We start from the raw sequence: 20,325 nt of genomic DNA on the forward strand, positions 1-20,325 counted from the left end.
GGGCGGGTCTAGCCTATGGCGCGCGCGGGGCAAAGAGAATCACGCTTCGACCGCGTGAATCGCATTTTGGCCCTTGCGATCCCGCCACCAGGCCCAGCCGGAAAAGACGATCAGATAGACGCCGCACCAGCCATAGGCAGTCAGGATTCCAAAGCGGTCGGCAACCAGTCCAATCGCCAGGCACATGAAGATGCTGGCGATGCAATGGAAGAAAACCATCGCCGAGGTTGTCGTTGCCCGGCTGGAGCCGCCCATCACCTGCTGGAATTTCGCCTCGGCCAGGATCAGCGGCGGCGCAATACAGATATAGGCCATCATCAGCGGGATCAGGAGCCAGATCGAATCGCCCAACCCCGCGATCAGCAAACAGACACCGGAAGCGAGCGGTAAAAGCCAGCCGCCGGCGCGAAAATTCGACAGTTTATGCGCCATGACGCTTGCATAGGCATAGGCCGCGATAGCGAGCACACCGACCAGCCCGAACGCCCAGATCGGCACGCCGACCGCGAGATAATAGAGCGGATCGAACTCCTCGAGTACGTAGAACAGCATCACGCCAAGCACGAGATAGCCGGTTACAAAGCGCAGCACCGGTTCGGCTTTGAACTCCTGCGCGGCTTCGACGAAATGGGCGAGATAGTTGGGCCGCTCGGTCGGCAGATCGGCCTTGGATCGAACATCGGGCAGCCAGATCGCGATCAGCGCGGCGAGGAACAGCGGCGGCAGCGCGAGCCATAATGCGGCTTCCATCGACACATGACCGACCAACCCGCCGAGCACCATCGCAATGCCGGCGCTGATCTCCTGCAGTGCGCGATCGCGACCCAGCACACGATCATAATCGTCGGCCTCGCCGGCGGCGTCCATATGTTCGTAGAGCAACGCCTCTTTCGATCCGGAGATCAACGAGCTCGCAAAGCTCCAGACCAGGAAGCCAAGGGCAAATATCGCGAAACTGCCATTGGCAATCGCCCAAAAGGCAAAGGCCGCCGCCTTGATCAGGGGTGCCGCAATCAGCAGCCATCGCCGGTCAAGATGATCGGACAGTGCGCCCGAGGGGATCTCGAAAATCGCCGCAACGATTGACCAGAAGATAAACAAGAGCGCGATATCCCACACGCCCAATCCGCTGAGCGAGAAATAGGCCGTGTAGATCGCATAACCGAGAATGAAATCGATCAGGAAGACATAGGCATAATAGGCGCGCAGGAAACGGGGGAGGGGCATGACCTACCGCTCCGCTAGGGCGCGAGGACGGTGTCGAGCGCTTCACCGGCCCGTTCGGGATAGTCGGTCGTATAGTGCAGCCCGCGGCTTTCCTTGCGTACCAGGGCTGAGCGGACGATCAGCGCGGCGACTTCGATCAGGTTGCGCAGCTCGATAAGATCGGGCGTGACACGGAAATTGCCATAATATTCGTCGACTTCCTGGCGGAGCAGCTCGACGCGGTGCTGGGCTCGCTCCAGCCGTTTGGTCGTGCGGACAATGCCGACATAGTCCCACATGAACCGGCGAATCTCGCGCCAATTATGCTGGACGACGACTTCCTCATCGGAATCGGTGACCCGGCTCTCATCCCAGGGCTGGATCGGTGGCGGTTCCGGAAGATCGTCCCAATGATCCCGGATATGATTGGCGGCGGCTTCACCGAAGACAAAACATTCGAGCAGTGAGTTGGAGGCAAGCCGGTTGGCGCCGTGCAATCCGCTCTCGCTGACCTCGCCCGCCGCATAGAGACCCGACATATCAGTGCAGCCGTTGAGATCGATGCGCACACCGCCACAGGTATAATGCTGGGCAGGGACGACCGGGATTGGCTCTGTGGTCATGTCGATGCCGAGCCCAATCAGCTTGTCATAGATGTTCGGGAAATGATCGCGGACGAATTCGGGTTCGCGATGGCTGATATCGAGATGGACATAATCAAGCCCAAACCGCTTGATCTCGCTATCGATGGCGCGGGCCACGATATCGCGGGGCGCAAGTTCTTCGCGCGAATCAAATTCCGGCATGAAGCGATGGCCAGGATTGGGCGCGTCGCCCGGCAGCTTGAGGTGCCCGCCTTCGCCGCGCACGGCTTCGGTGATCAGGAAATTCTTGACCTCCAGATTGTACAGGCAGGTTGGATGGAATTGCATGAATTCCATGTTCGATACGCGGCATCCCGCACGCCAGGCCATCGCAATACCATCACCTGTCGCACCGCGCGGCGCGGTCGAGAAGAGATAGGTGCGTCCCGCGCCGCCGGTGGCGAGGATCGTGGCGCGGGCGGTAAAGCGTTCGACATGGCCGCTCGCCTTGTTGAACGCATAGGCGCCCCAAACATGATCGCTGCCATGATCGCTGGCGCTTGGGCTTTCCGCATGGCGATCGGTGATCAGGTCGATCGCCACCATGTCGGGCATCAAGGTGATATTCGGGTTGGCCTTGGCCGCGCCTTCCAGCGCTTCCTGCACCGCCCAGCCTGTTGCATCATCGGCATGGACGATCCGCCGATGGCTATGGCCGCCTTCCCGCGTCAGATGCAGATCGCCATCCTCCGCGAGCGTGAAATCCGCGCCAAGATCGATGAGCCGCTGGATCGCCGCCGGCGCATTTTCAACGACAAATTCAACCGTCTCTTCGCGGTTCAGTCCGGCACCCGCATCCATCGTGTCGGCGATATGGCTTTCGAACGTATCACCGGGTTCAAGCACCGCCGCAATCCCGCCCTGGGCCCAGGCAGTGGAGCCGCCGGAAATTGCGCCCTTGGCGAGCACTAACACCTTGAACCTTTCGGCGAGTGTGATCGCTGCGGTCAGCCCGGCTGCGCCCGAACCGATTATCAGGATATCATGGTCGCTCACGCGGCATCCCGGGTGAGGTTGAGAAACACGTCCTCAAGGTCGGCCTCGCGGGTCGACACATCGATGATGTTATGGCCGGCATCGCCAAGCGCGGAGAGCACTTCGCCAGCATTCACCTTGTCCTTGCGATAGGTGATCGAAAGCGTCCGCGCATCGATCTGCTCGACCTTTTCAAAGGCGGCGGTGTCGGGCGGCGTTGCAATATCGTTTTCGACCGTAACAACGACGGCCTTTTCCTGGGCCATGTTGACGAGTTCGCGGGTTGGCTTGTCGGCGATCAGCTTGCCATGGTTGATGATCGCGATCCGATCGCACAGCTCTTCGGCTTCCTCCAGATAATGCGTGGTCAGAACGACGGTGGTGCCTGCCGCATGCAGTTCGCGCACATAGTCCCAGAGCTGGCGGCGCAGATCGATATCGACGCCCGCGGTTGGCTCATCCAGCACGAGCACTGGCGGTGAATGGACCAGCGCCTTGGCGACCATCAGCCGGCGCTTCATGCCGCCCGACAATGTCCGCGCATAGGCATCGGCCTTGTCTTCGAGGCGCACCGCTCTCAGCAGCTCGGCGGTGCGCTTGTCCTTGCGCGAAACACCATAAAGGCCGGCCTGGATATCGAGCGTCTCGGCTGGGGTAAAAAAGGGATCGAAAGTGATCTCCTGATTGACGATACCGATGCTCGCCTTGGCATTGCGCGGATCGCGATCAATGTCGAAGCCCCAGATCGAGGCAGAGCCAGCGGTTTTGTTCACCAGTCCGGCCAAAATGTTGATCAGCGTCGATTTGCCCGCGCCATTGGGGCCCAACAGACCAAAAATCGCACCGCGCGGCACGGTGAGGTTCACATCATCGAGCGCCCGCACCTCTCCTTCATAGATTTTGGTGACATTTTCGACATGGATCGCTGCATCATTCATAACCGCAGCGCATAGCCTGTCCCGCGCAAGCCGCAAAGCGCCGGGCACCACTAATTCCTTCACAGACCATTAACCAAGCTTGTTCGGACTAATTTGGCCATTTCCTGCCAATGCAGAGGCCTGGGGGGAATAATCTCACATGCCAATGCAGTTTTCACAGATACGCCGCAGGGCGATATATATGGCGGCGCTGCCTGTCATGCTGGGTGCTGCGCCGGCTCTGGCCGCTACGCAAACGAGCGATGCCGAGGTCGAGATTCTGGAACAGCTGACGCTGACCCAGGTAACCGGACTGGATTTCGGCACCATCATTCCCAGCGCCACCGGCGGACGCATCAACATTCGTCGCAATTCGGGCGTCTGTGTTGCTCAGGGCGGTGTCACGCTTGTCGGAAGCGATTGCCAGCGGGGCGAGTTCCTCGTGACCGGGCCATCGCGGCAGCGCTATCGTATCACATTGGCTTCTGCACCGATCACTTTGACGCATGTCAGCGGACCGGCAACGATGGTGATGGATCGGGTTCGTATCAACGGCAACCGCAACAAGCGGCTCAATGCCGCTGGCAATCACACATTCTTTGTTAGCGGTCGCTTGCAGGTCGGGGCAAATCAGGCGCCCGGTGTCTATGACGGCACATTCGATGTGACCGTCGACTTTCGCTAGTCAACTGATTCAATTGAAAATTTGAAGATAAGCGCGGCGCCTAACGGCAGCGCGTCTTTCGATCGGCGCGCCTAGAAATAGGTGACGGTAATGTCGAAATTGCCTTCATAGTTACCCGGCGCCTGGTTCGCGCCGACCTGCAGCGTGCCCCCGACACGCAGATCGAGCAGGCCGGCGCTACTCAGAAACCGGAAAACCGGGCCGTTGAGCGTCAGCCCAGACACATTCATGCTGCCGCCGCCGCCTACACGATTAAGGACCGGCAAAGGGCCGCGCGTCACAAATATGAACTGCAGCGGGCCGCCATAGGTCCAAAACTGCGCCGCCTGTCCCCCCGAACCGGCGGCGGTGACGCCACCGGTTACGGTACGGGCGTCATTAGTGGGATTGATGACTACGGTACCGGCTGTTGCGCTCGGCAACAGGGCACCAAATTCGAGATCTGTTGTATTCACCAGAGAGAGTGGCGTCACAATAACCGCATCGGCCGACGCGCTGGCATCGGCGGCATGAGCAATATTGCTATGGCTCAAAGCCAGCGTTGCGGCAGAAACCGCGTAGACCATTATGCGCTTCATAAACCCCCCCGGGATAGACAGGCTCTTATCGCCAAAGAACCTCAACATCGGGTTAAGCGAACGGGCAGTCCGCGCGGTTTTTCAAACGCGGTAAAGCTTTGTTTAACGGTGTTTTTCAGGAAAGAATTAACGGGCCACGCCCTATCTGAGGGGCATGACATGGCAAACCCTCTCGAACCTCTGGCAGTCTATCACTGAGGATTTCGCGCTTTCGGCGGTAACGCTGGCCCGGATCTTTCAGTCCGGACCCGCCTAATCGCGCCCAGCAGGAAGTCAGGCGCCCCTCTACCAACGGCTTGCTGATTTACTTTTTCTTAGCATCGCCGAAGTCGATTGCGCCAAAAACGGGCGCTTGCTATGCGCGTCGCCATCATGACCGACCAGCCTGAAACCGTAAGAGTCTCCGATACCCGCGTTGCGTGCGACGGGGCCGATGATATTGCCGGCGGCGCAGCCCTTGGCCATCCGCGGGTCTGGCTCGAGATTGATGAGGCCGGCTATGTCGATTGTGGCTATTGCGACCGGCATTTTGTCCTGATTGGCGGCCCGGCTGATACAGCGTCTGCCGATAAGGGTGTATCCGCCGACTAATCTCCTTATATCGGATCGTATGACAACTTCATCCGATCCCCGTTCGCTTCTTTACCGCGCCGATGCGCTTGATCCTGATCGTGCCAAGGCGCTGACAGCCGACATTTTGAAGACCGCTGATGATGGCGAGCTCTATATGCAATATAGCGCGTCCGAAGCCTTTGCCTTTGACGATGGCCGGTTGAAGACCGCCGATTACAGCACCGAAGCCGGTTTTGGCCTGCGCGGCGTATCAGGTGAGACGACCGCCTTTGCCCATGCCAATGAGATTAGCGAGGCCGCCATATTGCGTGCCGGTGAAACGATGCGATTGCTCGATCCGGCAGCACAAACACGCCAGCCAGCGCCGCGCGCTACGAACCGCCATCTCTATACGGCTGATGATCCGCTGACCCTCGTTCCCTTTGCCGAGAAAGTGGCGCTATGCGAGCAGATCGATGCCGCCGCCCGCGCCCGCGATCCGCGTGTCGTGCAGGTCACTGCCGGGCTCTCAGGATCGTGGAGCGTAATCGAGATCGTCCGGCCCGATGGTTATGTCGCCACCGATATCCGTCCACTCGTTCGGCTCAATGTCTCGATTGTTGTCGAGGAAAATGGGCGGCGCGAAACCGGCTTTTACGGCATGGGCGGGCGTTATCTGTATGACCGCCTGTTTGAGAGCGCGAACTGGAATCGCGCAATCGATGAGGCTCTGGCCCAGGCAATCGTCAATCTTGGTTCGGAACCGGCACCGGCTGGCGAGTTTGAAGTCGTGCTCGGCCCAGGCTGGCCCGGCATCCTGCTCCATGAAGCGATCGGCCATGGCCTGGAAGGCGATTTCAACCGCAAGGGGACGTCCGCTTTTTCCGGCCGTATCGGCGAACGCGTTGCAGCGCCGGGCGTCACGGTGGTCGATGATGGATCGATTGCCGATCGGCGCGGTTCGCTCTCGATCGACGATGAAGGCACACCGACCCAGGAAACCGTGCTGATCGAGGATGGCATCCTTGCCGGCTATATGCAGGATCGCATGAATGCGCGGCTGATGGGCGTCCCTGCCACCGGCAATGGCCGCCGCGAAAGTTTCGCCTATGCGCCGATGCCGCGCATGACCAACACCTTCATGCGGGCCGGCGAAGATGATCCGGAAGAAATCATGAGCCGGGTGAAGGATGGCATTTTCGCCAAAAGCTTTGGCGGCGGACAGGTCGATATCACGAGCGGTAAATTCGTGTTCAGTTGCACTGAGGCTTATCGCGTGAAAAACGGCAAGATCGGCGCGCCGATCAAGGGCGCAACGCTGATCGGCGACGGGCCCACCGCGCTCACCAAGGTATCGGCGATCGGCAACGATCTCGCGCTCGACGAAGGCATCGGCATTTGCGGCAAGGGCGGCCAGTCCGTCCCCGCCGGTGTTGGCCAGCCGACGCTGTTGCTGGATGGGCTGACGGTTGGCGGAACGGCGGCATAGGAACGCGCAACAAAGGAAGAGACGATGGCTGATTTTTTCGATGCACTGACCGACAAGCAGATCGCTTTTGTCGAAAAGCAGCCGATGTTCTTTGTTGCAACGGCGGCGGCCGATGGGCGGATCAACTTATCGCCCAAAGGCTATGATGCGTTTCGCGTGCTTGGACCCAACCGCGTGGCTTATCTCGATCTTGGCGGGTCCGGCAATGAAACCCATGCGCACCTAACCGCCGACGGCCGGATTACGATCATGTTCTGTGCCTTCGAACAGCCGGCCCTGATCTTCCGCATCTATGGCCATGGCACAGCCGTGCTGCCGCAGGATGATGGCTGGGACGAACTGGCTGCGAATTTCGAGATCCTCCCGGGCACCCGGCAGATTTTCGATATTGCGGTGGATAATGTTCAGGAAAGCTGCGGCTGGGGCGTGCCCTTCATGGAGCACAAACAAGATCGCGCCACACTCCAAAAAGCCCATAAACAGCCCAGCGAAGACGAATGGCTCGCCAAGGTTGGCGGGCGTACCGAGAGTATCGATGGCCTGCCGGTCCGTCCGACGACCCGCTATTTCGACGAGGAGATCAAGGTCGATGGCGCTGGTTGAACTGGGCCGCTTTCCGAGCGGCGTTGAAGCCGCGATCATTCGCGGACGGCTGCAGGCCGATGGGATTGAAGCTGTCTCGTTCGATACCGGGATGAATATCGCCGAAAGCGTTGGCATCATGATTCCCGTGCGGCTGATGGTGGAGGAGGCCGATCTTGAGGCTGCCCTTGCCGTAATCCGCGAAGCGGAGGCGCAATGAGTATTGCGCTTGTCCTGGGCGGCGGTGCTGGCCTTGGCTGGGCCCATATCGGCGTTGTCCGTGAGCTTGAAGCTGCCGGTATCGATATCGGCGTGCTGACCGGCACCTCGATCGGCGGCGTGGTCTCGATCGCCTTTGCATCCGGTCGCTTGGACATATTGGAGGAGCTCGCTCAATCGGCATCGTCGATGCGCTCGGTGCTGCGCTATCTCGGCCCCAATTGGCGCCCGGGTTCGGTTTTGAGCGGCAAGGCGATTGCCAAGCTGATCGAAGAACATCTCGGCGATCTGACATTTGAATCGCTTAACATTCCCACCGCAGTCGTGGCCGCAGATCTGCTGTCCGGCGATGCTGTCATTCTCGATTCCGGCCCGGTCGGGGATGCGATCCATGCAACGATCGCCTTGCCCGGAATATTCCAGCCGGTCGTGCATGAGGGCATGATCCTGTCCGATGGCGGCGCGGTCATGCCGGTACCCGTGACGCCTGCCCGGGCCATGGCCGATGGCCGACCGATCGTCGCGATCAATTTGCAGGGCGATTATATCGCTCGGCGCGCGGCGGTCGGCATCAAGGATGGCGAGGACGCCAAACTGACCACCTTATCGGTGGTTCGCAGCGCCACCGGACTGATGCTCTCCAAGCTCGCGCGCCTCTCGCTCGACCAGGATCCGCCAGACCTCGAACTGCGTCTGCCGGTCGGCCATATCGACACGTCCAATTTCACCCGCGCCGAGGATCTGATTGAGATTGGACGCCGTGAAGCGGTGAAGGCCATCCCAGAAATCGAAAGATTGATTGACGGTTGAGTGATTTTTTTGAATCGGCTCACTGCTCGGAAAACAGCGATTTTTTCACAATATTGAAATAATATTATAACAAAATTCGCATTTTTATTGCAATCGCCATTTGACACCTATGTTGCGATGCAGCAATCATCGCCCCATCAGGGAGGCGATATGAAACTAGTCATAGCTATTATAAAACCGTTCAAACTGGATGAGGTGCGTGAAGCCTTGTCCGAAATAGGCGTCCAGGGGATGACCGCGGTCGAGGCCAAAGGCTTCGGCCGACAAAAGGGTCAAACCGAGGTTTACCGCGGCGCTGAATATGCCACAAACATGGTTCCCAAGATCCGTATCGAGACAGTGGTCAGCGATGATCTCGCGCCGCGCGTCGTCGAAACCATCGCTGCTGCAGCGAATACGGAATCGATCGGAGACGGCAAGATTTTCACACTTGATGTCGGTGGTGCAGTGCGAATTCGCACAGGCGAAACCGACGAGACGGCTCTGTAAGGGGAAGATAATGCGACTTTTTACCAAAATTTCGGCCTATGCCGTGGCGGCCCTCGCCGCTGCCCCTGCCTGGGGCCAGGACGCCGCCGAAGCTGCGACTGCAACGGTTGATAAGGGCGATACCGCCTGGATGATTGTGGCTACCGTGCTTGTGATGGCGATGATCGTGCCGGGGCTCGCGCTCTTTTATGGCGGCCTCGCCCGCACCAAGAATATGGCGTCGGTTCTCACCCAGGTGATGGCCGTGGCCTGTCTCGCGATGATTGTCTGGGTAACCTATGGCTACTCGATGGCGTTCGGCGATACCGGCAATGCCTATATCGCCGACTTCGGCAAGATATTCCTTGCCGGTGTCACAACGGATTCAACCGCGGCGACATTTACCGATGGCGTCGAGATTCCCGAATTCATCTTCATTGCCTTCCAGATGACCTTTGCCGCGATCACCGCGGCGCTGGTGGTCGGCGGCGTGATCGAGCGGGCGAAATTCTCGACGATCATGGTCTTCGCCCTGATCTGGCTGACGATCGTCTATTTCCCGATCGCCCATATGGTCTGGGCAACGGGCGGACTGATCTTCGAATGGGGCGCGCTTGATTTTGCCGGCGGTACTGTCGTGCATATCAATGCCGGTGTCTCCGCTCTGGTCGGTTGCCTGATCCTCGGCAAACGGCTCGGCTATCAAAAAGACGCCATGCCGCCGCACTCGCTGACCATGACCTTGGTCGGTACGGGCTTGCTGTGGGTCGGTTGGTTCGGGTTCAACGGCGGCTCTGCTCTCGAAGCAGATGGCTTTGCCTCGCTCGCCGTGCTCAACACCTTCGTCGCAACCGCAGCTGGCGTGCTCTTCTGGATGCTCGCTGAAGCGGTTACCGGCCGCAAGGGTTCGCTGCTCGGTGCCTGTTCAGGTGCAATTGCCGGGCTGGTTGCGGTTACGCCGGCAGCTGGCAATGGCGGGCCGTTCGGCGCGATCCTGGTCGGCGCAGTGGCGGCAATACTCTGCTTCTGGTTCGTCGCCGTCATCAAGCCGAAGCTCGGCTTTGACGACACGGCCGATGTGTTCGGTATCCACGGTATCGGCGGTATCGTCGGTTCGCTCGGCACGGCATTCACGATGATGCCAGCGCTCGGTGGACCGGGTGATGCGGACTATGCCGCTGGCGCTCAGTTCGTGATCCAGCTCCAGGGCGTGCTTGTTGCCGTCGCCTGGGCCGGTGTCGGCTCTGCCATTGCCTTCTACGTTGCCAAGCTCGTCACCGGCGGGCGGGTCAGCGAAGAAGCCGAACGCGAAGGTCTCGACCTCGCTGAACATGGCGAGCGTGCTTACAATTATTGATTTGCACTAATCACAGAGGTTCGTTCCCGCGAATCACTGGGCCGGTGGAGAGATCCACCGGCCCATTTTTATGTGATCTCGATAGATATCATCCGACCGGATTGGCTGGCTTCCCGCGCAATATCCGTCATCGCTTCGATTATTGCGGCCGTAAAGCGCGCCGCCTGATCCGGTTTGTAGATCTCGATGAGCAGTGGCGGTTCAACCCGATTTATCTGTCCGGCGACAAGTGAATCTTCAAGCGCATCCAAATTGCGCCAGTGCCAGTCCGGCGCGCCCAGTTGCGGCAGGATTTCGTCATAGAAATTGGCCTTAGATCTCCAATCACAGGGGTGGAGAATGATGCGAGTTGGTTCACTCATCAGTAGCGAGCTGATCCCGCCAGCGCGCCTTGATTGTATCGCTGGTGTCGCGCGAGCCATCATGGCTCCAGCCGGGCGGGCGGAGGAGATAGCCGATCTTGTTGCGGATGCCGGGCACCGTCGCGACATCCCGGGCGATGCCGATCCATTCATGGAACGCCGCCCAAAGCAGGTTGAAGCTGCCGAGATTCTTGATGATGCCATAGCGTGGCCGCTCGTCAGCGCGCTCCGCTTCGAATGTCCCGAACATGCGATCCCAGATGATCAGCATGCCGGCATAGTTTTTATCTAGATAGCGCGGGTTGGTCGCATGATGGACGCGGTGATGCGACGGCGTGTTGAAGAATGCCTCGAACCAGCGCGGCATCCGGTCAATCGCCTCGGTATGGATCCAGAATTGATACACCAGGTTCACCGCGCTCGCGAAGAGCAGCATTTCAACCGGAAAGCCGAGCAGGATGATCGGCAGGCTGAAGGCAAAGGAGAGCGAGAAGAAACCGGTCCATGTCTGCCGCAATGCGGTCGAGAGATTATAATGCTGGCTCGAATGATGGATCACATGGCTGGCCCAGAACCAGCGCACCCGATGGGCCATGCGGTGAAAGACATAATAGGCAAGATCGTCGAGCAGAAAGACAAGGATCCAGGCCCACCAGACATAGCCGATTTCGAACAGGCCGAATTGCGATAGCCAGACCGACAGGCCGATAACAAAGGAGCCGGTCAGCGCGCCGGCGACCGTACTACCGGTGCCGAGCAACAGCGAGATCAGCGTGTCCTTGGGCTCATAGCGGCTGGGATCGACGCGGCGGGCAATCACCATCTCGATCAGGATCAGGATGATGAAAGCGGGGATCGCATATTGGACCGGATCAGGCAGCTCATCCATGCGCGATGGCTCCGGCCTGCGATGTGAGTTGGTCCGTCCAGTGCTGCGTGGCATCGTCTTCGAGTTCGAGATGTAGATCGCCGAACATCATCTCGCCGGTCTCCACGATGAGCATCGCACCGTCGCGGCGGATCGAAGGGGCTTCATGCAGCACCCGGGCGGCAACATTGGCGCCATGATCGCGCAGCAGGACATAATCTCCGCCCTGCCCGGCCACCAGCGCCGCTTTTCCATCGATGCTGACTGCGGCACCGGTCGGTTGGAAACCGCTATGCGCCTCGCGGGCCAGCTGTCTCGCATCCGCTTCGCTGCCGATGCGCGGTATGCGGCCGAGGCCCATCAGCCAGCTGATGGCGGCCACGACAAAGACCGCGGCGAGCGAGCCAAGGAGGACCGTCAGATTCATTTGGCGGCGGCGAAGGCATCCATGATCGAGCGGATCGCCCCGACATCATAGCCCGCATTGGCGGCCTCGGTGGCGATTGTTTCGGGATCGCGGCCCGTATGCGCTTCGGCCAAGGCCCAGAGCAGCGTGGACCGCGTGCCCGAGCGGCAATAGGCCAGTGTCTTGCCGCCATTCTCGTCAATCGCGCTGCGCATGGCCTCGACCTGTGGCACCGAGAATCCGGCATGGGTGACGGGGATCGCGACATAGGCAAGCCCCGCATCCTGCGCAGCCGCGGCGATTGCGCCGCCAGCGGGCTGGTTCGGGTCTTCATCGTCCGGGCGATTGTTGATGATCAGCGTCACGCCCTGCTTGGCGGCTTCGGCAACATCGTCGGTAGAGATTTGCGGCGAAGCCAGGAAAGTATCGGTCACAGTACGAAACATGGGGGTCTCCTCTTGTCGCCGCTCATATGGCCAGACGGGGCCGGTGCGCAAGCGCTGAGCGGCTATTGATGCGCGGCAATGATGGCGAGGAACTCTTCGCCATAGGTCGCCAGCTTGCGATCGCCGACGCCGGAAATCCGGCTCATCGCGGACAGGCTATCGGGTTTCATCACCGCCATTTCGCGCAGCGTCGCATCATGGAAGACGACATAGGGCGGGATGCCATTCTCCGTCGCGATCAGACGCCGCTTCTCGCGCAGCGCATCAAACAGCGGATCGCCGACCGGATTGGCGCTGCGATTGGCGCGGCGCTTGCGAGTCTTGCGCGGTGGCAGGACGAGCGACACCTCCGCCTCGCCTTTCAGGATCGCGCGGGATTCCGGGCCGAGCGCCAGCCCGCCATGTTCCGTCTGGACGAGCGCATCGCGCGTCTGCAGTGCGCGGGCGACAGGGCGCACCAGCGGCTCTTCCTCCTCATCGACAATCCCGAACACCGATAGCTTGTCATGGCCCAGCGAAAGGATCCGCTCATTTTCCCGCCCCGCCAGCACCTCGCCGACATGGCCCATGCCGAACCGTTGGCCCGTGCGATATACGGCGGAGAGGAATTTGCGCGCGGTCTCGGTCCCGTCGACGGATTTTGGCGGGGCGAGGCAATTGTCGCAATTGCCGCAGCGTTCGGGCGGGTCCTCGCCGAAATGGCGCAGCAGGATTGCGCGGCGACAGCTCGCGGTTTCCACGAGTGCGCCCAATGCATTCAATCGCGTCCGCTCGCCGCCGCGCCGGCCATCCTCAATCTCGGTTTCGATCCGGCGCCTTGCGCGGACGAAATCCTCTGCGCCCCAGAAGAGATGCGCTTCGGCGGGATCGCCATCGCGCCCCGCACGACCGGTTTCCTGATAATAGGCCTCGATCGATTTGGGCGTCCCGGCATGGACAACAAAGCGCACATCCGGTTTGTCGATCCCCATGCCAAAAGCGATCGTCGCGCACATCACCATGTCCTCGGATGCGACAAAGGCCGCCTGGTTCGCGGCACGCTCCTCGGCGGGCAGGCCGGCATGATAGACCGCCGATGCACGGCCCGTGGCGGCGATCTGCCCGGCCAGCTTCTCGGTCGCGGCCCGGCTCGTTGCATAGATGATCCCGGCGCCCGGCTGTTCGGCAAGTAGCGCCTTGACCTGGCTGGCGATACCGGCGCGCGGCGTAATCATGTAGCGGATATTGGGCCGATCAAAACCGGCGACGATCGCGCCCTCTTCCGGGATTCCGAGTTGTTCGAGGATGTCCGCGCGGGTGTGGCGATCCGCGGTGGCGGTCAGGGCGAGGCGCGGCACGTCTGAGAAACGATCGAGCAGCGGGCGGAGCAATCGATAGTCCGGCCGGAAATCATGGCCCCATTCGGAAACGCAATGCGCTTCGTCGACTGCAAATAGCGCCAGCGGCACCGCGCCCAGCATATCCTGAAAGCCCGCCCCGCTTGCCCGCTCGGGCGCGACATAGAGGAGATCGAGATCGCCCGCGCGAAACCGGTCCTGGGTTTCCGCCCAATCGCTATCGATCGAGGTCAATGTTGCCGCCTTGATGCCGGCCGCGCGCGCCGCGCGCGCCTGGTCATGCATCAGTGCAATCAGCGGCGATATGACGATCCCTGTACCGGGCCGGGCCAGCGCAGGAATCTGGTAGCAGAGCGATTTGCCCGCCCCGGTCGGCATCACGGCCAGGCTATGCTGACCCGCCATCACCCGATCGATCACGTCGGGCTGGACGCTGCGAAAGCTTTCAAAGCCAAAGACTTTTTTGAGAATCGTTTCGGGCTGATCCATTGGTCCCGCTTATCCTGTCGCGCGGTGTTGCGCACGTCCCGTTCGGTCTATGATGTTAGCGATCCGGTTCAGACCGCCGTTCTTCCTGCTGCCGCGCCCACATTTCGGCATAGAGGCCGGCCTTGGCGATCAACGCCGCATGGCTGCCCCGCTCGGCGACGCGCCCGGCATCAAGGACGACAATCTCATCGGCATCGATGATCGTTGAGAGGCGATGGGCGATAACGATAGTCGTGCGCCCCTGGCCCGCGCGATCGAGCGTCGCCTGGATTTCGGCTTCGGTCCGCGAATCCAATGCGCTGGTGGCTTCATCGAGGATCAGCACCGGCGGATCCTTGAGCAGCGCCCGGGCCACGGCCACCCGCTGCTTCTCCCCGCCCGAAAGCTTGAGCCCGCGTTCACCGACCCGGGTGTCATAGCCATCGGTTAAGCTGAGGATGAAATCATGGATCGCCGCGCCCTTGGCGGCCTCTTCAATCTCGGCCTGGGTCGCGCCATCACGGCCATAGCCGATATTATAGCCGATCGTGTCGTTGAACAGCACGGTGTCTTGCGGGACGATGCCGATAGCGGCGCGCAAACTGTCCTGGCGAACCGCGGCAATATCCTGGCCATCGATCAATATCCGCCCGCTGCTCGTTTCGTAGAATCGGAAGAGCAGCCGGGCGATGGTCGATTTACCCGCACCAGACGGCCCGACAATCGCAAGCTTGCTCCCCGCCGGAATATCCAGATCGACTCCGTGGAGAATGCGGCGGTCCGCATCATAGCCAAAGCCCACGGCTTCGAAGCGCACCGCACCGCGATCGACGGCGAGCAGCGGTGCGCCATCCTGATCGACAATCTCGGCCGGCGTATCGATGAGATCGAACATTGCTTCCATGTCGATCATGCCCTGCTGGATCGTCCGGTAGACGGTGCCGAGAAAATCGAGCGGGCGGAACAGCTGCATCAGCAGCGCATTGACGAGCACCACATCGCCGACCGTGAACATGCCCTCGCTCCAGCCCCAGACGGTATAGGCCATGGCGCCCGCCATCATCAGGTTGGTCAGCAGCGCCTGGCCGACGTTGAGAAGCGCAAGGCTGTTTTCGCTTTTGACCGCTGCGCCGGCCCAGCTGGTGATCGCCCGGCTGAAACGCTGCGCTTCGCGCGCCTCGGCATTGAAATATTTGACGGTTTCAAAGTTGAGCAAGGAATCGACGGCATGGCTGTAGGCGGTCGTATCGAGATCGACCATGTCGCGGCGCAGCTGTGTGCGCCAGATCGTCACCAGCCGGGTAAAGGTAATATAGACCGCGATCACGCCCAGCGTGACGGCGACCATCGTCAGGCCGAATTTCACATAGAAGATGATGCAGACCGCGATCAGCTCAACCGCTGTCGGTGCGATATTGAACAGCAGGAAATAGAGCATCGTGTCGATACTCTTGGTCCCGCGCTCGATGATCTTGGTTACGCCGCCCGTCTTGCGCTCGAGATGGAAACGCAGGCTGAGCCGATGGAGATGCGAAAAGACATTCTCGGTCAGCTTGCGCGCCGCGGTCTGACCGACCTTTTCGAAGATTACATTGCGGAGATTGTCGAACAACACGCCACTGAACCGCGCGCCCGCATAGGCAACGACCAAGGCGATGGCGAGCATGATCGCCGGATCCAGCTGGTCATCCATGCTGTCGATCACGCCCTTATAGGCAAAGGGCATGATCAGGATGACGGCCTTGGCGCACAGCACAAAGGCGAAAGCACCAATAACCCGCGCCTTCAGGCCCGGCTGACCCTTGGGCCAAAGATAGGGCAGGAACCGACGCATCAATGCCAGCCCGGGCTCGTTCAGCTGTTTCTCTGGGGGGGTCTCGGGCGGCATGGGCTGTCTAGATAGGCTTTTTTTCGAAAACGACCAGCCTGTGATCTGCACCACAGCTCCGAATTGATGCGCCGGGCTAATAATCGCTGCATCAAATGGAGGAAGACAAATGGGTCCGGGTTATTTCATCTTGGCAATCATGGGATGCGGCGATGCTGGTACGATGTGCGAACAGGTGGCGCGCGAAAATGCGATCTATCGCAGCGAAGCCGCTTGCTATGCCGATAGCGAAGCGGCCCTGATCCGCGAAAGCAACCAGCCCTTTCCGCTTTTGATGGCCGAATGCCGCGATCTCAACGAGCAGATTGCCAGCAACTGGCGCTATGGCGACAGCGGCAGCCTCAACTAAGGCCGCGATCCTTTAGAAACTGCCGCTGATCTGGAAGGAAAAGATCGGCCCGAATTCGCGTGTACGATCTTCGATAAAGGCAACCGGGCCATCGCGCCGATCGACGAAGAAGGTGCGGGTGAAATTCTCGTCGCGATCGAGAATGTTGTAAACGCCGCCCCGCACCCGCAGCCCGAACACATCTTTATGTTCGATATAGGCCCCGACAAAGGGAGCGCCGCTGCGGAAATTGTTGATCTGGGTAAGGCGAAGCCCGGGTGCTTCACGATAATCTTCATATTCCAGGCCCCAGGCCCAGTCGGTCTGCGGAATGTCGTGGCGGAGCTCGATCTCGATATCGCGCTGCATCTCATGAGAGATGGAGCGCCGCACACCGGTTAATGGATCACGGACCCGACTGCGCTGCAGATTGAGTTCGACGTCGAGCCGCCCGCCATGCCAGCCGAGCGTATCGAAATTGAATGTGCTGTTCCATTCGATCCCATAACGGTTAGCGCTGTCGATATTGCCCGGCGCCTCAGCGTTTGGGCCGAGCGGGATCTGATCGACAATGTCGCTGACTTTCTCATAGTAAACGCGCGCGGTGATCGATCCGAATGCGCCCAATTGCTGGGTTGCTTCAATCTCGAAATTCCAGCTTTGCGGCGGCACGAGATTTGGGTTGCCCGCATCCTGGCTGTCGGATCCCAAATTGGTCGAGGCGACAAAGTCCGAGAAGTTCAGCTGACCGACTTCGCGTTCGACCCGGGCGCGGATGTCGAGATTTTCATTTGCCTGCCAGGCCAAGGACAAAAATCCCTTGGGGCGATAGAAGGAGCGGGTCAGCCCGTTGGCGCCGTTTTGCATGATCGTCGAATATTCGCCGCCGATCGAGGTCTGCAGCGTGAGGCTGTCGGTGAGCGGTCGGCCATAGGTAATATTGATCTCGGCCCGCTCTTCTTCGACGCGTGAGTTCGAGTTGGGCAGGATAACCGGCTGGAAATTGCCATTGGCATCGAGCGACGAAAGTTGAGAACTCACTTCAAGCGTGTTGAGCGCACCTTCGACAGCGACCTGCCAATCACCGCCCATTTCCCAGCCATATTCAGCCCGACCAATCCATTCGCCTTCATCAAGGGTGCGTTCGAACAGATCGCCAATCGATGGCGTGCCGTCGACAAAATCGGTGATCAGGCTGGTACGAAAGGGACTGCGCTCAAACTGGCGCAGGCCGATCAGCTTCAACCGGCCGAGCCCAAGCGCGAATTCAAAGTCACCGCCGACTTCGAAATTCCATTCATTCTCCCGGTCGCGGAAGAAACGCGTCCGGTCCGGCATGCCCTGACCGGTGCGGACCGAATCCTCGCTCCCGCGAAAATACCAGCGTTCATAGGATAGATTGAGGTTGCCGACCGAACTGCCCGGTCCGTCATAGCGGAATGTGCCGGAAAGCTGTGGTCGATCACCGCTAAAGGTTGCCAATTCTTCATGCTGTCCAATGATCGCGCCATTGGGATCCACCACAAGTTCTGGTCCTTCGGCGCCGCCGCGGAACGAATTGTCCGTGTTGGACAGGCTGAGCGTGTAATCGAACGCGCCCTGGGTGCCGCTGACTGATATCTCGGCAGCGGTGTAGCGCGGATTGGTAATGCGGGCGCGAAACTGTGGGTACCAGGCAAAGTTGCCGGTTATCCCGGTGGATTCGGCGACGATGTTGACGACCTGGCCGGACAATCCGGGAATATCGAGTGAGGCGGCATCGCGCACTTCGATCCGCACGACATTGGCGGCCGAGATGCGGCCAAGCGCTGTAACGGCATCGTTCGATTTGCCTGAAACCCGTTCGCCATTGATCAGGACATTATCGCCGCCTTGACCAAGGCCGCGGCGATCATCGCCGCGCTGGATGGTGAAGCCAGGGATCTGGTTCACCATGTCGAGCGCTGAATTGGGGGAGAAGCGCGCAAAATCGGCGGCCGTGTAATTCTGGCCAGCCACTGTCAGGCTGGCGTTATCGACGGCTGCGTCTGTGGCGCCAGTTTCTGCGCTGTCCTCGTCAATTGACGCCTGCGCCCATGCCGGCCCAGCCAGCATGGCAGTCGACAATAACAGCCAATATTTCCGCCGCATCTCTGTTTTCCCTCCCTGCGATGGCACGCTCCATCGGCCAATCGCAGGCAAGCATCCAGAGCTGGACCGGCCATTTCCGACCAGCGACATGCTTTTTTCGACAAATGTCGTAAAATCTATTGTGGCGTGGAGGTGAAAGATTGTTTCGCGGTTCAATTCGGTGCCGCGCCGCCGCTGTGCTGGCAACCGCTAATGCCACGCAATGCGGTTAGCCGAGCGGATCGGCGGTTAAGTGGGGCAGCGCATGCGGATCGACAGGCTGCCATCGGCCTGGCTGACGGTCAGCCGCTCGCCATCTTCGCTCAATTCATAGGCCAGCATTTCGGTCCATTCCTCGCCTTCGCCTGAAAAGCTGTGCTCGACCATCACTATGCCATCCTCGTCGGCAGTGATGGTGGTGGGCACGGCCGCGCTCTCATAATAGCGGATCTCATTGGCCGCGATGTCGAGCCGCATGTCGCTGGCCGGATCGGCGCAGGTCTCTTCGGTGAAATCCCAGCGGCCGAGATATTCATCCGGCATTGCATCCAGCGATTCAGTGGCTGCGGCGTCTGTGCTTGCGTCCGGTTCGATGCTCGCCTCGTCAATGGCATCACTCTCGTTGCCAGTGGTACCGCCTGTGCAACTGGCCAGCGCCAGCGCCGATACCGCGATCATGATCCGAACCATCTTACTCTCCTATTGCTCGAGGCCCTATTGCTCAATGCGCTGTGTGAGTGCGCTCGCCGCTGCCGGTGCCCGCACCTTCGCGCCGCTGATGAAAAACATGAAGACATCGCGTTTTTTCGCAAGCTTCGGTGCGGCGTCCGAGGCATAGTCGAGCCCGTCGGGTTGCGCGCCGCCATGCCAGGATTGCGCGACATGCGCCCAATGATCGAGTTCCGCGGCGCTATAGCCGGTGTCGATATCTTCGCGGCAGCGCATCAGGCGCGCATAGCTGAAATCGGCGGTCTGGTCGGCAATCTGGAGGAACTTGTCGCTGTCCGGGCAGACAATCGCGATATTATGCTTGCGCATCAGCGCGACAAATTCGGGGCAGATAAAGCTTTCATGCCGGACATCGACGGCATGGCGCAGGCCAACGCCCTCCCATTGGCGTGGCAGCATCTCGATAAAGGCTTCAAACTCGTCCGCATCGAATTTCTTGGTCGCCATGAACTGCCAGAATATCGGCCCGAGCCGATCGCCAAGCTCGGCAATCCCCTGATTGCAGAACCGCTCGATACTCTCGCCAGTGTCGCGCAAGTCCTTGCGGTTGGTGCAATAGCGCGAGGCCTTGATCGTGAACTTGAAGCCATCGGGCGCCGCATCGCGCCACTTGGCGAAGCTTTCGGGTTTCTGCAGGCGGTAATAGGTGCCGTTGATCTCGATCGCCCCGACATGGGTGGCGGCATGGTGGAGCTCGTCGGCCTGGCGCAGGCCCTTGGGATAGAATGTCCCGCGCCACGGCTTGAACGTCCAGCCGCCAATCCCGGTCCGAATGATCCCGCTCTTCGCCATAGACTGTCCGGCCTCCGCCTGTTCGTTTCTCGATGCGCTGATTACCTCTTGGTCTATGCCATGGTGTTTGGGAGATTGGGAGACAGATCCTCCCGCTTCGGCGCATGCCC

Annotated in this window: 22 protein-coding genes; 9 read left to right on the plus strand and 13 right to left on the minus strand. The window is 60.0% G+C overall.

Features of this window, described 5'->3' with window-relative positions:
* Positions 1-39 precede the first annotated feature (39 nt).
* Genes HFP51_RS11530 through HFP51_RS11540 form a run of 3 tightly spaced genes read right to left on the minus strand, consistent with a single transcriptional unit; the run spans position 40 to position 3,763 of the window.
* Complete coding sequence (locus HFP51_RS11530; protein WP_176875873.1) at positions 40-1,227, minus strand: MFS transporter; 1,188 nt, start codon at positions 1,225-1,227, stop codon at positions 40-42.
* A gap of 14 nt (positions 1,228-1,241) precedes the next feature.
* Positions 1,242-2,846: an L-aspartate oxidase gene (nadB, locus tag HFP51_RS11535; RefSeq protein ID WP_176875874.1), complete on the minus strand. Its 1,605-nt coding sequence runs from the start codon at positions 2,844-2,846 to the stop codon at positions 1,242-1,244.
* A complete protein-coding gene (locus HFP51_RS11540; RefSeq protein WP_176875875.1) occupies positions 2,843-3,763 on the minus strand; it encodes an ABC transporter ATP-binding protein in 921 nt (306 codons plus the stop codon). The genes nadB and HFP51_RS11540 overlap by 4 nt, the downstream gene beginning before the upstream one ends.
* Positions 3,764-3,944: 181 nt before the next feature.
* Between HFP51_RS11540 and HFP51_RS11545 the strand changes: the two genes are divergently transcribed.
* Positions 3,945-4,427 (plus strand): DUF4402 domain-containing protein, encoded by a 483-nt coding sequence (locus HFP51_RS11545; protein ID WP_176875876.1) that lies wholly within the window; start codon positions 3,945-3,947, stop codon positions 4,425-4,427.
* 71 nt (positions 4,428-4,498) lie between these two features.
* Here HFP51_RS11545 and HFP51_RS11550 read toward each other — a convergent pair whose 3' ends face one another.
* On the minus strand, positions 4,499-5,005 hold the full coding sequence (locus HFP51_RS11550; protein WP_176875877.1) for a DUF4402 domain-containing protein: 507 nt from the start codon (positions 5,003-5,005) through the stop codon (positions 4,499-4,501).
* 372 nt (positions 5,006-5,377) lie between these two features.
* On the opposite strand from HFP51_RS11550, the gene HFP51_RS11555 reads away from it, so the two are divergent.
* From HFP51_RS11555 to HFP51_RS11585, 7 genes are all read left to right on the plus strand, one after another.
* Positions 5,378-5,596: a zinc-finger domain-containing protein gene (locus HFP51_RS11555; RefSeq protein WP_176875878.1), complete on the plus strand. Its 219-nt coding sequence runs from the start codon at positions 5,378-5,380 to the stop codon at positions 5,594-5,596.
* 19 nt (positions 5,597-5,615) lie between these two features.
* The gene (tldD, locus tag HFP51_RS11560; protein ID WP_176875879.1) at positions 5,616-7,046 is read left to right on the plus strand and encodes a metalloprotease TldD; all 1,431 of its coding nucleotides are present in this window, start codon (positions 5,616-5,618) and stop codon (positions 7,044-7,046) included.
* A 24-nt stretch (positions 7,047-7,070) separates the two neighbouring features.
* Complete coding sequence (locus HFP51_RS11565) at positions 7,071-7,649, plus strand: pyridoxamine 5'-phosphate oxidase family protein (RefSeq protein WP_176875880.1); 579 nt, start codon at positions 7,071-7,073, stop codon at positions 7,647-7,649.
* Entirely contained in the window at positions 7,636-7,848 is a 213-nt protein-coding gene (locus HFP51_RS11570; protein ID WP_176875881.1) for a DUF2007 domain-containing protein, read from the plus strand. Before HFP51_RS11565 ends, HFP51_RS11570 begins: the two co-directional genes overlap by 14 nt.
* Positions 7,845-8,657 (plus strand): patatin-like phospholipase family protein, encoded by an 813-nt coding sequence (locus HFP51_RS11575; protein WP_176875882.1) that lies wholly within the window; start codon positions 7,845-7,847, stop codon positions 8,655-8,657. The genes HFP51_RS11570 and HFP51_RS11575 overlap by 4 nt, the downstream gene beginning before the upstream one ends.
* 150 nt (positions 8,658-8,807) lie before the next feature.
* Positions 8,808-9,146 carry a P-II family nitrogen regulator gene (locus tag HFP51_RS11580; protein WP_176875883.1) on the plus strand — a complete coding sequence of 113 codons (339 nt, stop codon included), beginning with the start codon at positions 8,808-8,810 and terminating at the stop codon, positions 9,144-9,146.
* Between the two features lie 10 nt (positions 9,147-9,156).
* Positions 9,157-10,482: an ammonium transporter gene (locus HFP51_RS11585; RefSeq protein ID WP_176875884.1), complete on the plus strand. Its 1,326-nt coding sequence runs from the start codon at positions 9,157-9,159 to the stop codon at positions 10,480-10,482.
* A gap of 68 nt (positions 10,483-10,550) precedes the next feature.
* On the opposite strand, the gene HFP51_RS11590 is transcribed toward HFP51_RS11585, so the two are convergent.
* The 6 genes from HFP51_RS11590 to HFP51_RS11615 form a co-directional block, all read right to left on the minus strand.
* Positions 10,551-10,844 carry a barstar family protein gene (locus HFP51_RS11590; protein ID WP_176875885.1) on the minus strand — a complete coding sequence of 98 codons (294 nt, stop codon included), beginning with the start codon at positions 10,842-10,844 and terminating at the stop codon, positions 10,551-10,553.
* Positions 10,837-11,733 (minus strand): sterol desaturase family protein, encoded by an 897-nt coding sequence (locus HFP51_RS11595; protein WP_176875886.1) that lies wholly within the window; start codon positions 11,731-11,733, stop codon positions 10,837-10,839. Before HFP51_RS11595 ends, HFP51_RS11590 begins: the two co-directional genes overlap by 8 nt.
* Positions 11,726-12,139 (minus strand): hypothetical protein, encoded by a 414-nt coding sequence (locus tag HFP51_RS11600; protein WP_176875887.1) that lies wholly within the window; start codon positions 12,137-12,139, stop codon positions 11,726-11,728. The genes HFP51_RS11595 and HFP51_RS11600 overlap by 8 nt, the downstream gene beginning before the upstream one ends.
* Positions 12,136-12,564: a TIGR01244 family sulfur transferase gene (locus HFP51_RS11605; RefSeq protein ID WP_176875888.1), complete on the minus strand. Its 429-nt coding sequence runs from the start codon at positions 12,562-12,564 to the stop codon at positions 12,136-12,138. Before HFP51_RS11605 ends, HFP51_RS11600 begins: the two co-directional genes overlap by 4 nt.
* Positions 12,565-12,626: 62 nt before the next feature.
* Positions 12,627-14,390, minus strand: coding sequence for a DNA helicase RecQ (gene recQ, locus HFP51_RS11610; RefSeq protein ID WP_176875889.1), 1,764 nt, complete (start codon positions 14,388-14,390; stop codon positions 12,627-12,629).
* 55 nt (positions 14,391-14,445) lie between these two features.
* The gene (locus HFP51_RS11615; protein WP_176875890.1) at positions 14,446-16,257 is read right to left on the minus strand and encodes an ABC transporter ATP-binding protein/permease; all 1,812 of its coding nucleotides are present in this window, start codon (positions 16,255-16,257) and stop codon (positions 14,446-14,448) included.
* Between the two features lie 109 nt (positions 16,258-16,366).
* On the opposite strand from HFP51_RS11615, the gene HFP51_RS11620 reads away from it, so the two are divergent.
* A complete protein-coding gene (locus HFP51_RS11620; protein ID WP_176875891.1) occupies positions 16,367-16,606 on the plus strand; it encodes a hypothetical protein in 240 nt (79 codons plus the stop codon).
* A gap of 12 nt (positions 16,607-16,618) precedes the next feature.
* Here the strand turns inward: HFP51_RS11620 and HFP51_RS11625 are convergent, their stop codons facing one another.
* From HFP51_RS11625 to HFP51_RS11635, 3 genes are all read right to left on the minus strand, one after another.
* A complete protein-coding gene (locus tag HFP51_RS11625; protein WP_176875892.1) occupies positions 16,619-18,715 on the minus strand; it encodes a TonB-dependent siderophore receptor in 2,097 nt (698 codons plus the stop codon).
* A 228-nt stretch (positions 18,716-18,943) separates the two neighbouring features.
* On the minus strand, positions 18,944-19,384 hold the full coding sequence (locus tag HFP51_RS11630; protein WP_176875893.1) for a hypothetical protein: 441 nt from the start codon (positions 19,382-19,384) through the stop codon (positions 18,944-18,946).
* 24 nt (positions 19,385-19,408) lie between these two features.
* Entirely contained in the window at positions 19,409-20,215 is an 807-nt protein-coding gene (locus tag HFP51_RS11635; RefSeq protein ID WP_176875894.1) for a DUF72 domain-containing protein, read from the minus strand.
* Positions 20,216-20,325 lie beyond the last annotated feature (110 nt).

Source organism: Parasphingopyxis sp. CP4 (genome assembly GCF_013378055.1).
Classification (GTDB): Bacteria; Pseudomonadota; Alphaproteobacteria; order Sphingomonadales; family Sphingomonadaceae; genus Parasphingopyxis.

Coding starts and splice junctions, on each gene's coding strand:
- HFP51_RS11530 (WP_176875873.1), bottom strand. CDS start 1,227: ATGCCCCTCCCCCGTTTCCTGCGCGCCTATTATGCCTATGTCTTCCTG.
- HFP51_RS11540 (WP_176875875.1), bottom strand. CDS start 3,763: ATGAATGATGCAGCGATCCATGTCGAAAATGTCACCAAAATCTATGAA.
- HFP51_RS11545 (WP_176875876.1), top strand. CDS start 3,945: ATGGCGGCGCTGCCTGTCATGCTGGGTGCTGCGCCGGCTCTGGCCGCT.
- HFP51_RS11550 (WP_176875877.1), bottom strand. CDS start 5,005: ATGAAGCGCATAATGGTCTACGCGGTTTCTGCCGCAACGCTGGCTTTG.
- HFP51_RS11555 (WP_176875878.1), top strand. CDS start 5,378: ATGACCGACCAGCCTGAAACCGTAAGAGTCTCCGATACCCGCGTTGCG.
- tldD (WP_176875879.1), top strand. CDS start 5,616: ATGACAACTTCATCCGATCCCCGTTCGCTTCTTTACCGCGCCGATGCG.
- HFP51_RS11565 (WP_176875880.1), top strand. CDS start 7,071: ATGGCTGATTTTTTCGATGCACTGACCGACAAGCAGATCGCTTTTGTC.
- HFP51_RS11570 (WP_176875881.1), top strand. CDS start 7,636: ATGGCGCTGGTTGAACTGGGCCGCTTTCCGAGCGGCGTTGAAGCCGCG.
- HFP51_RS11575 (WP_176875882.1), top strand. CDS start 7,845: ATGAGTATTGCGCTTGTCCTGGGCGGCGGTGCTGGCCTTGGCTGGGCC.
- HFP51_RS11580 (WP_176875883.1), top strand. CDS start 8,808: ATGAAACTAGTCATAGCTATTATAAAACCGTTCAAACTGGATGAGGTG.
- HFP51_RS11585 (WP_176875884.1), top strand. CDS start 9,157: ATGCGACTTTTTACCAAAATTTCGGCCTATGCCGTGGCGGCCCTCGCC.
- HFP51_RS11590 (WP_176875885.1), bottom strand. CDS start 10,844: ATGAGTGAACCAACTCGCATCATTCTCCACCCCTGTGATTGGAGATCT.
- HFP51_RS11595 (WP_176875886.1), bottom strand. CDS start 11,733: ATGGATGAGCTGCCTGATCCGGTCCAATATGCGATCCCCGCTTTCATC.
- HFP51_RS11600 (WP_176875887.1), bottom strand. CDS start 12,139: ATGAATCTGACGGTCCTCCTTGGCTCGCTCGCCGCGGTCTTTGTCGTG.
- HFP51_RS11605 (WP_176875888.1), bottom strand. CDS start 12,564: ATGTTTCGTACTGTGACCGATACTTTCCTGGCTTCGCCGCAAATCTCT.
- recQ (WP_176875889.1), bottom strand. CDS start 14,390: ATGGATCAGCCCGAAACGATTCTCAAAAAAGTCTTTGGCTTTGAAAGC.
- HFP51_RS11615 (WP_176875890.1), bottom strand. CDS start 16,257: ATGCCGCCCGAGACCCCCCCAGAGAAACAGCTGAACGAGCCCGGGCTG.
- HFP51_RS11620 (WP_176875891.1), top strand. CDS start 16,367: ATGGGTCCGGGTTATTTCATCTTGGCAATCATGGGATGCGGCGATGCT.
- HFP51_RS11625 (WP_176875892.1), bottom strand. CDS start 18,715: ATGCGGCGGAAATATTGGCTGTTATTGTCGACTGCCATGCTGGCTGGG.
- HFP51_RS11630 (WP_176875893.1), bottom strand. CDS start 19,384: ATGGTTCGGATCATGATCGCGGTATCGGCGCTGGCGCTGGCCAGTTGC.
- HFP51_RS11635 (WP_176875894.1), bottom strand. CDS start 20,215: ATGGCGAAGAGCGGGATCATTCGGACCGGGATTGGCGGCTGGACGTTC.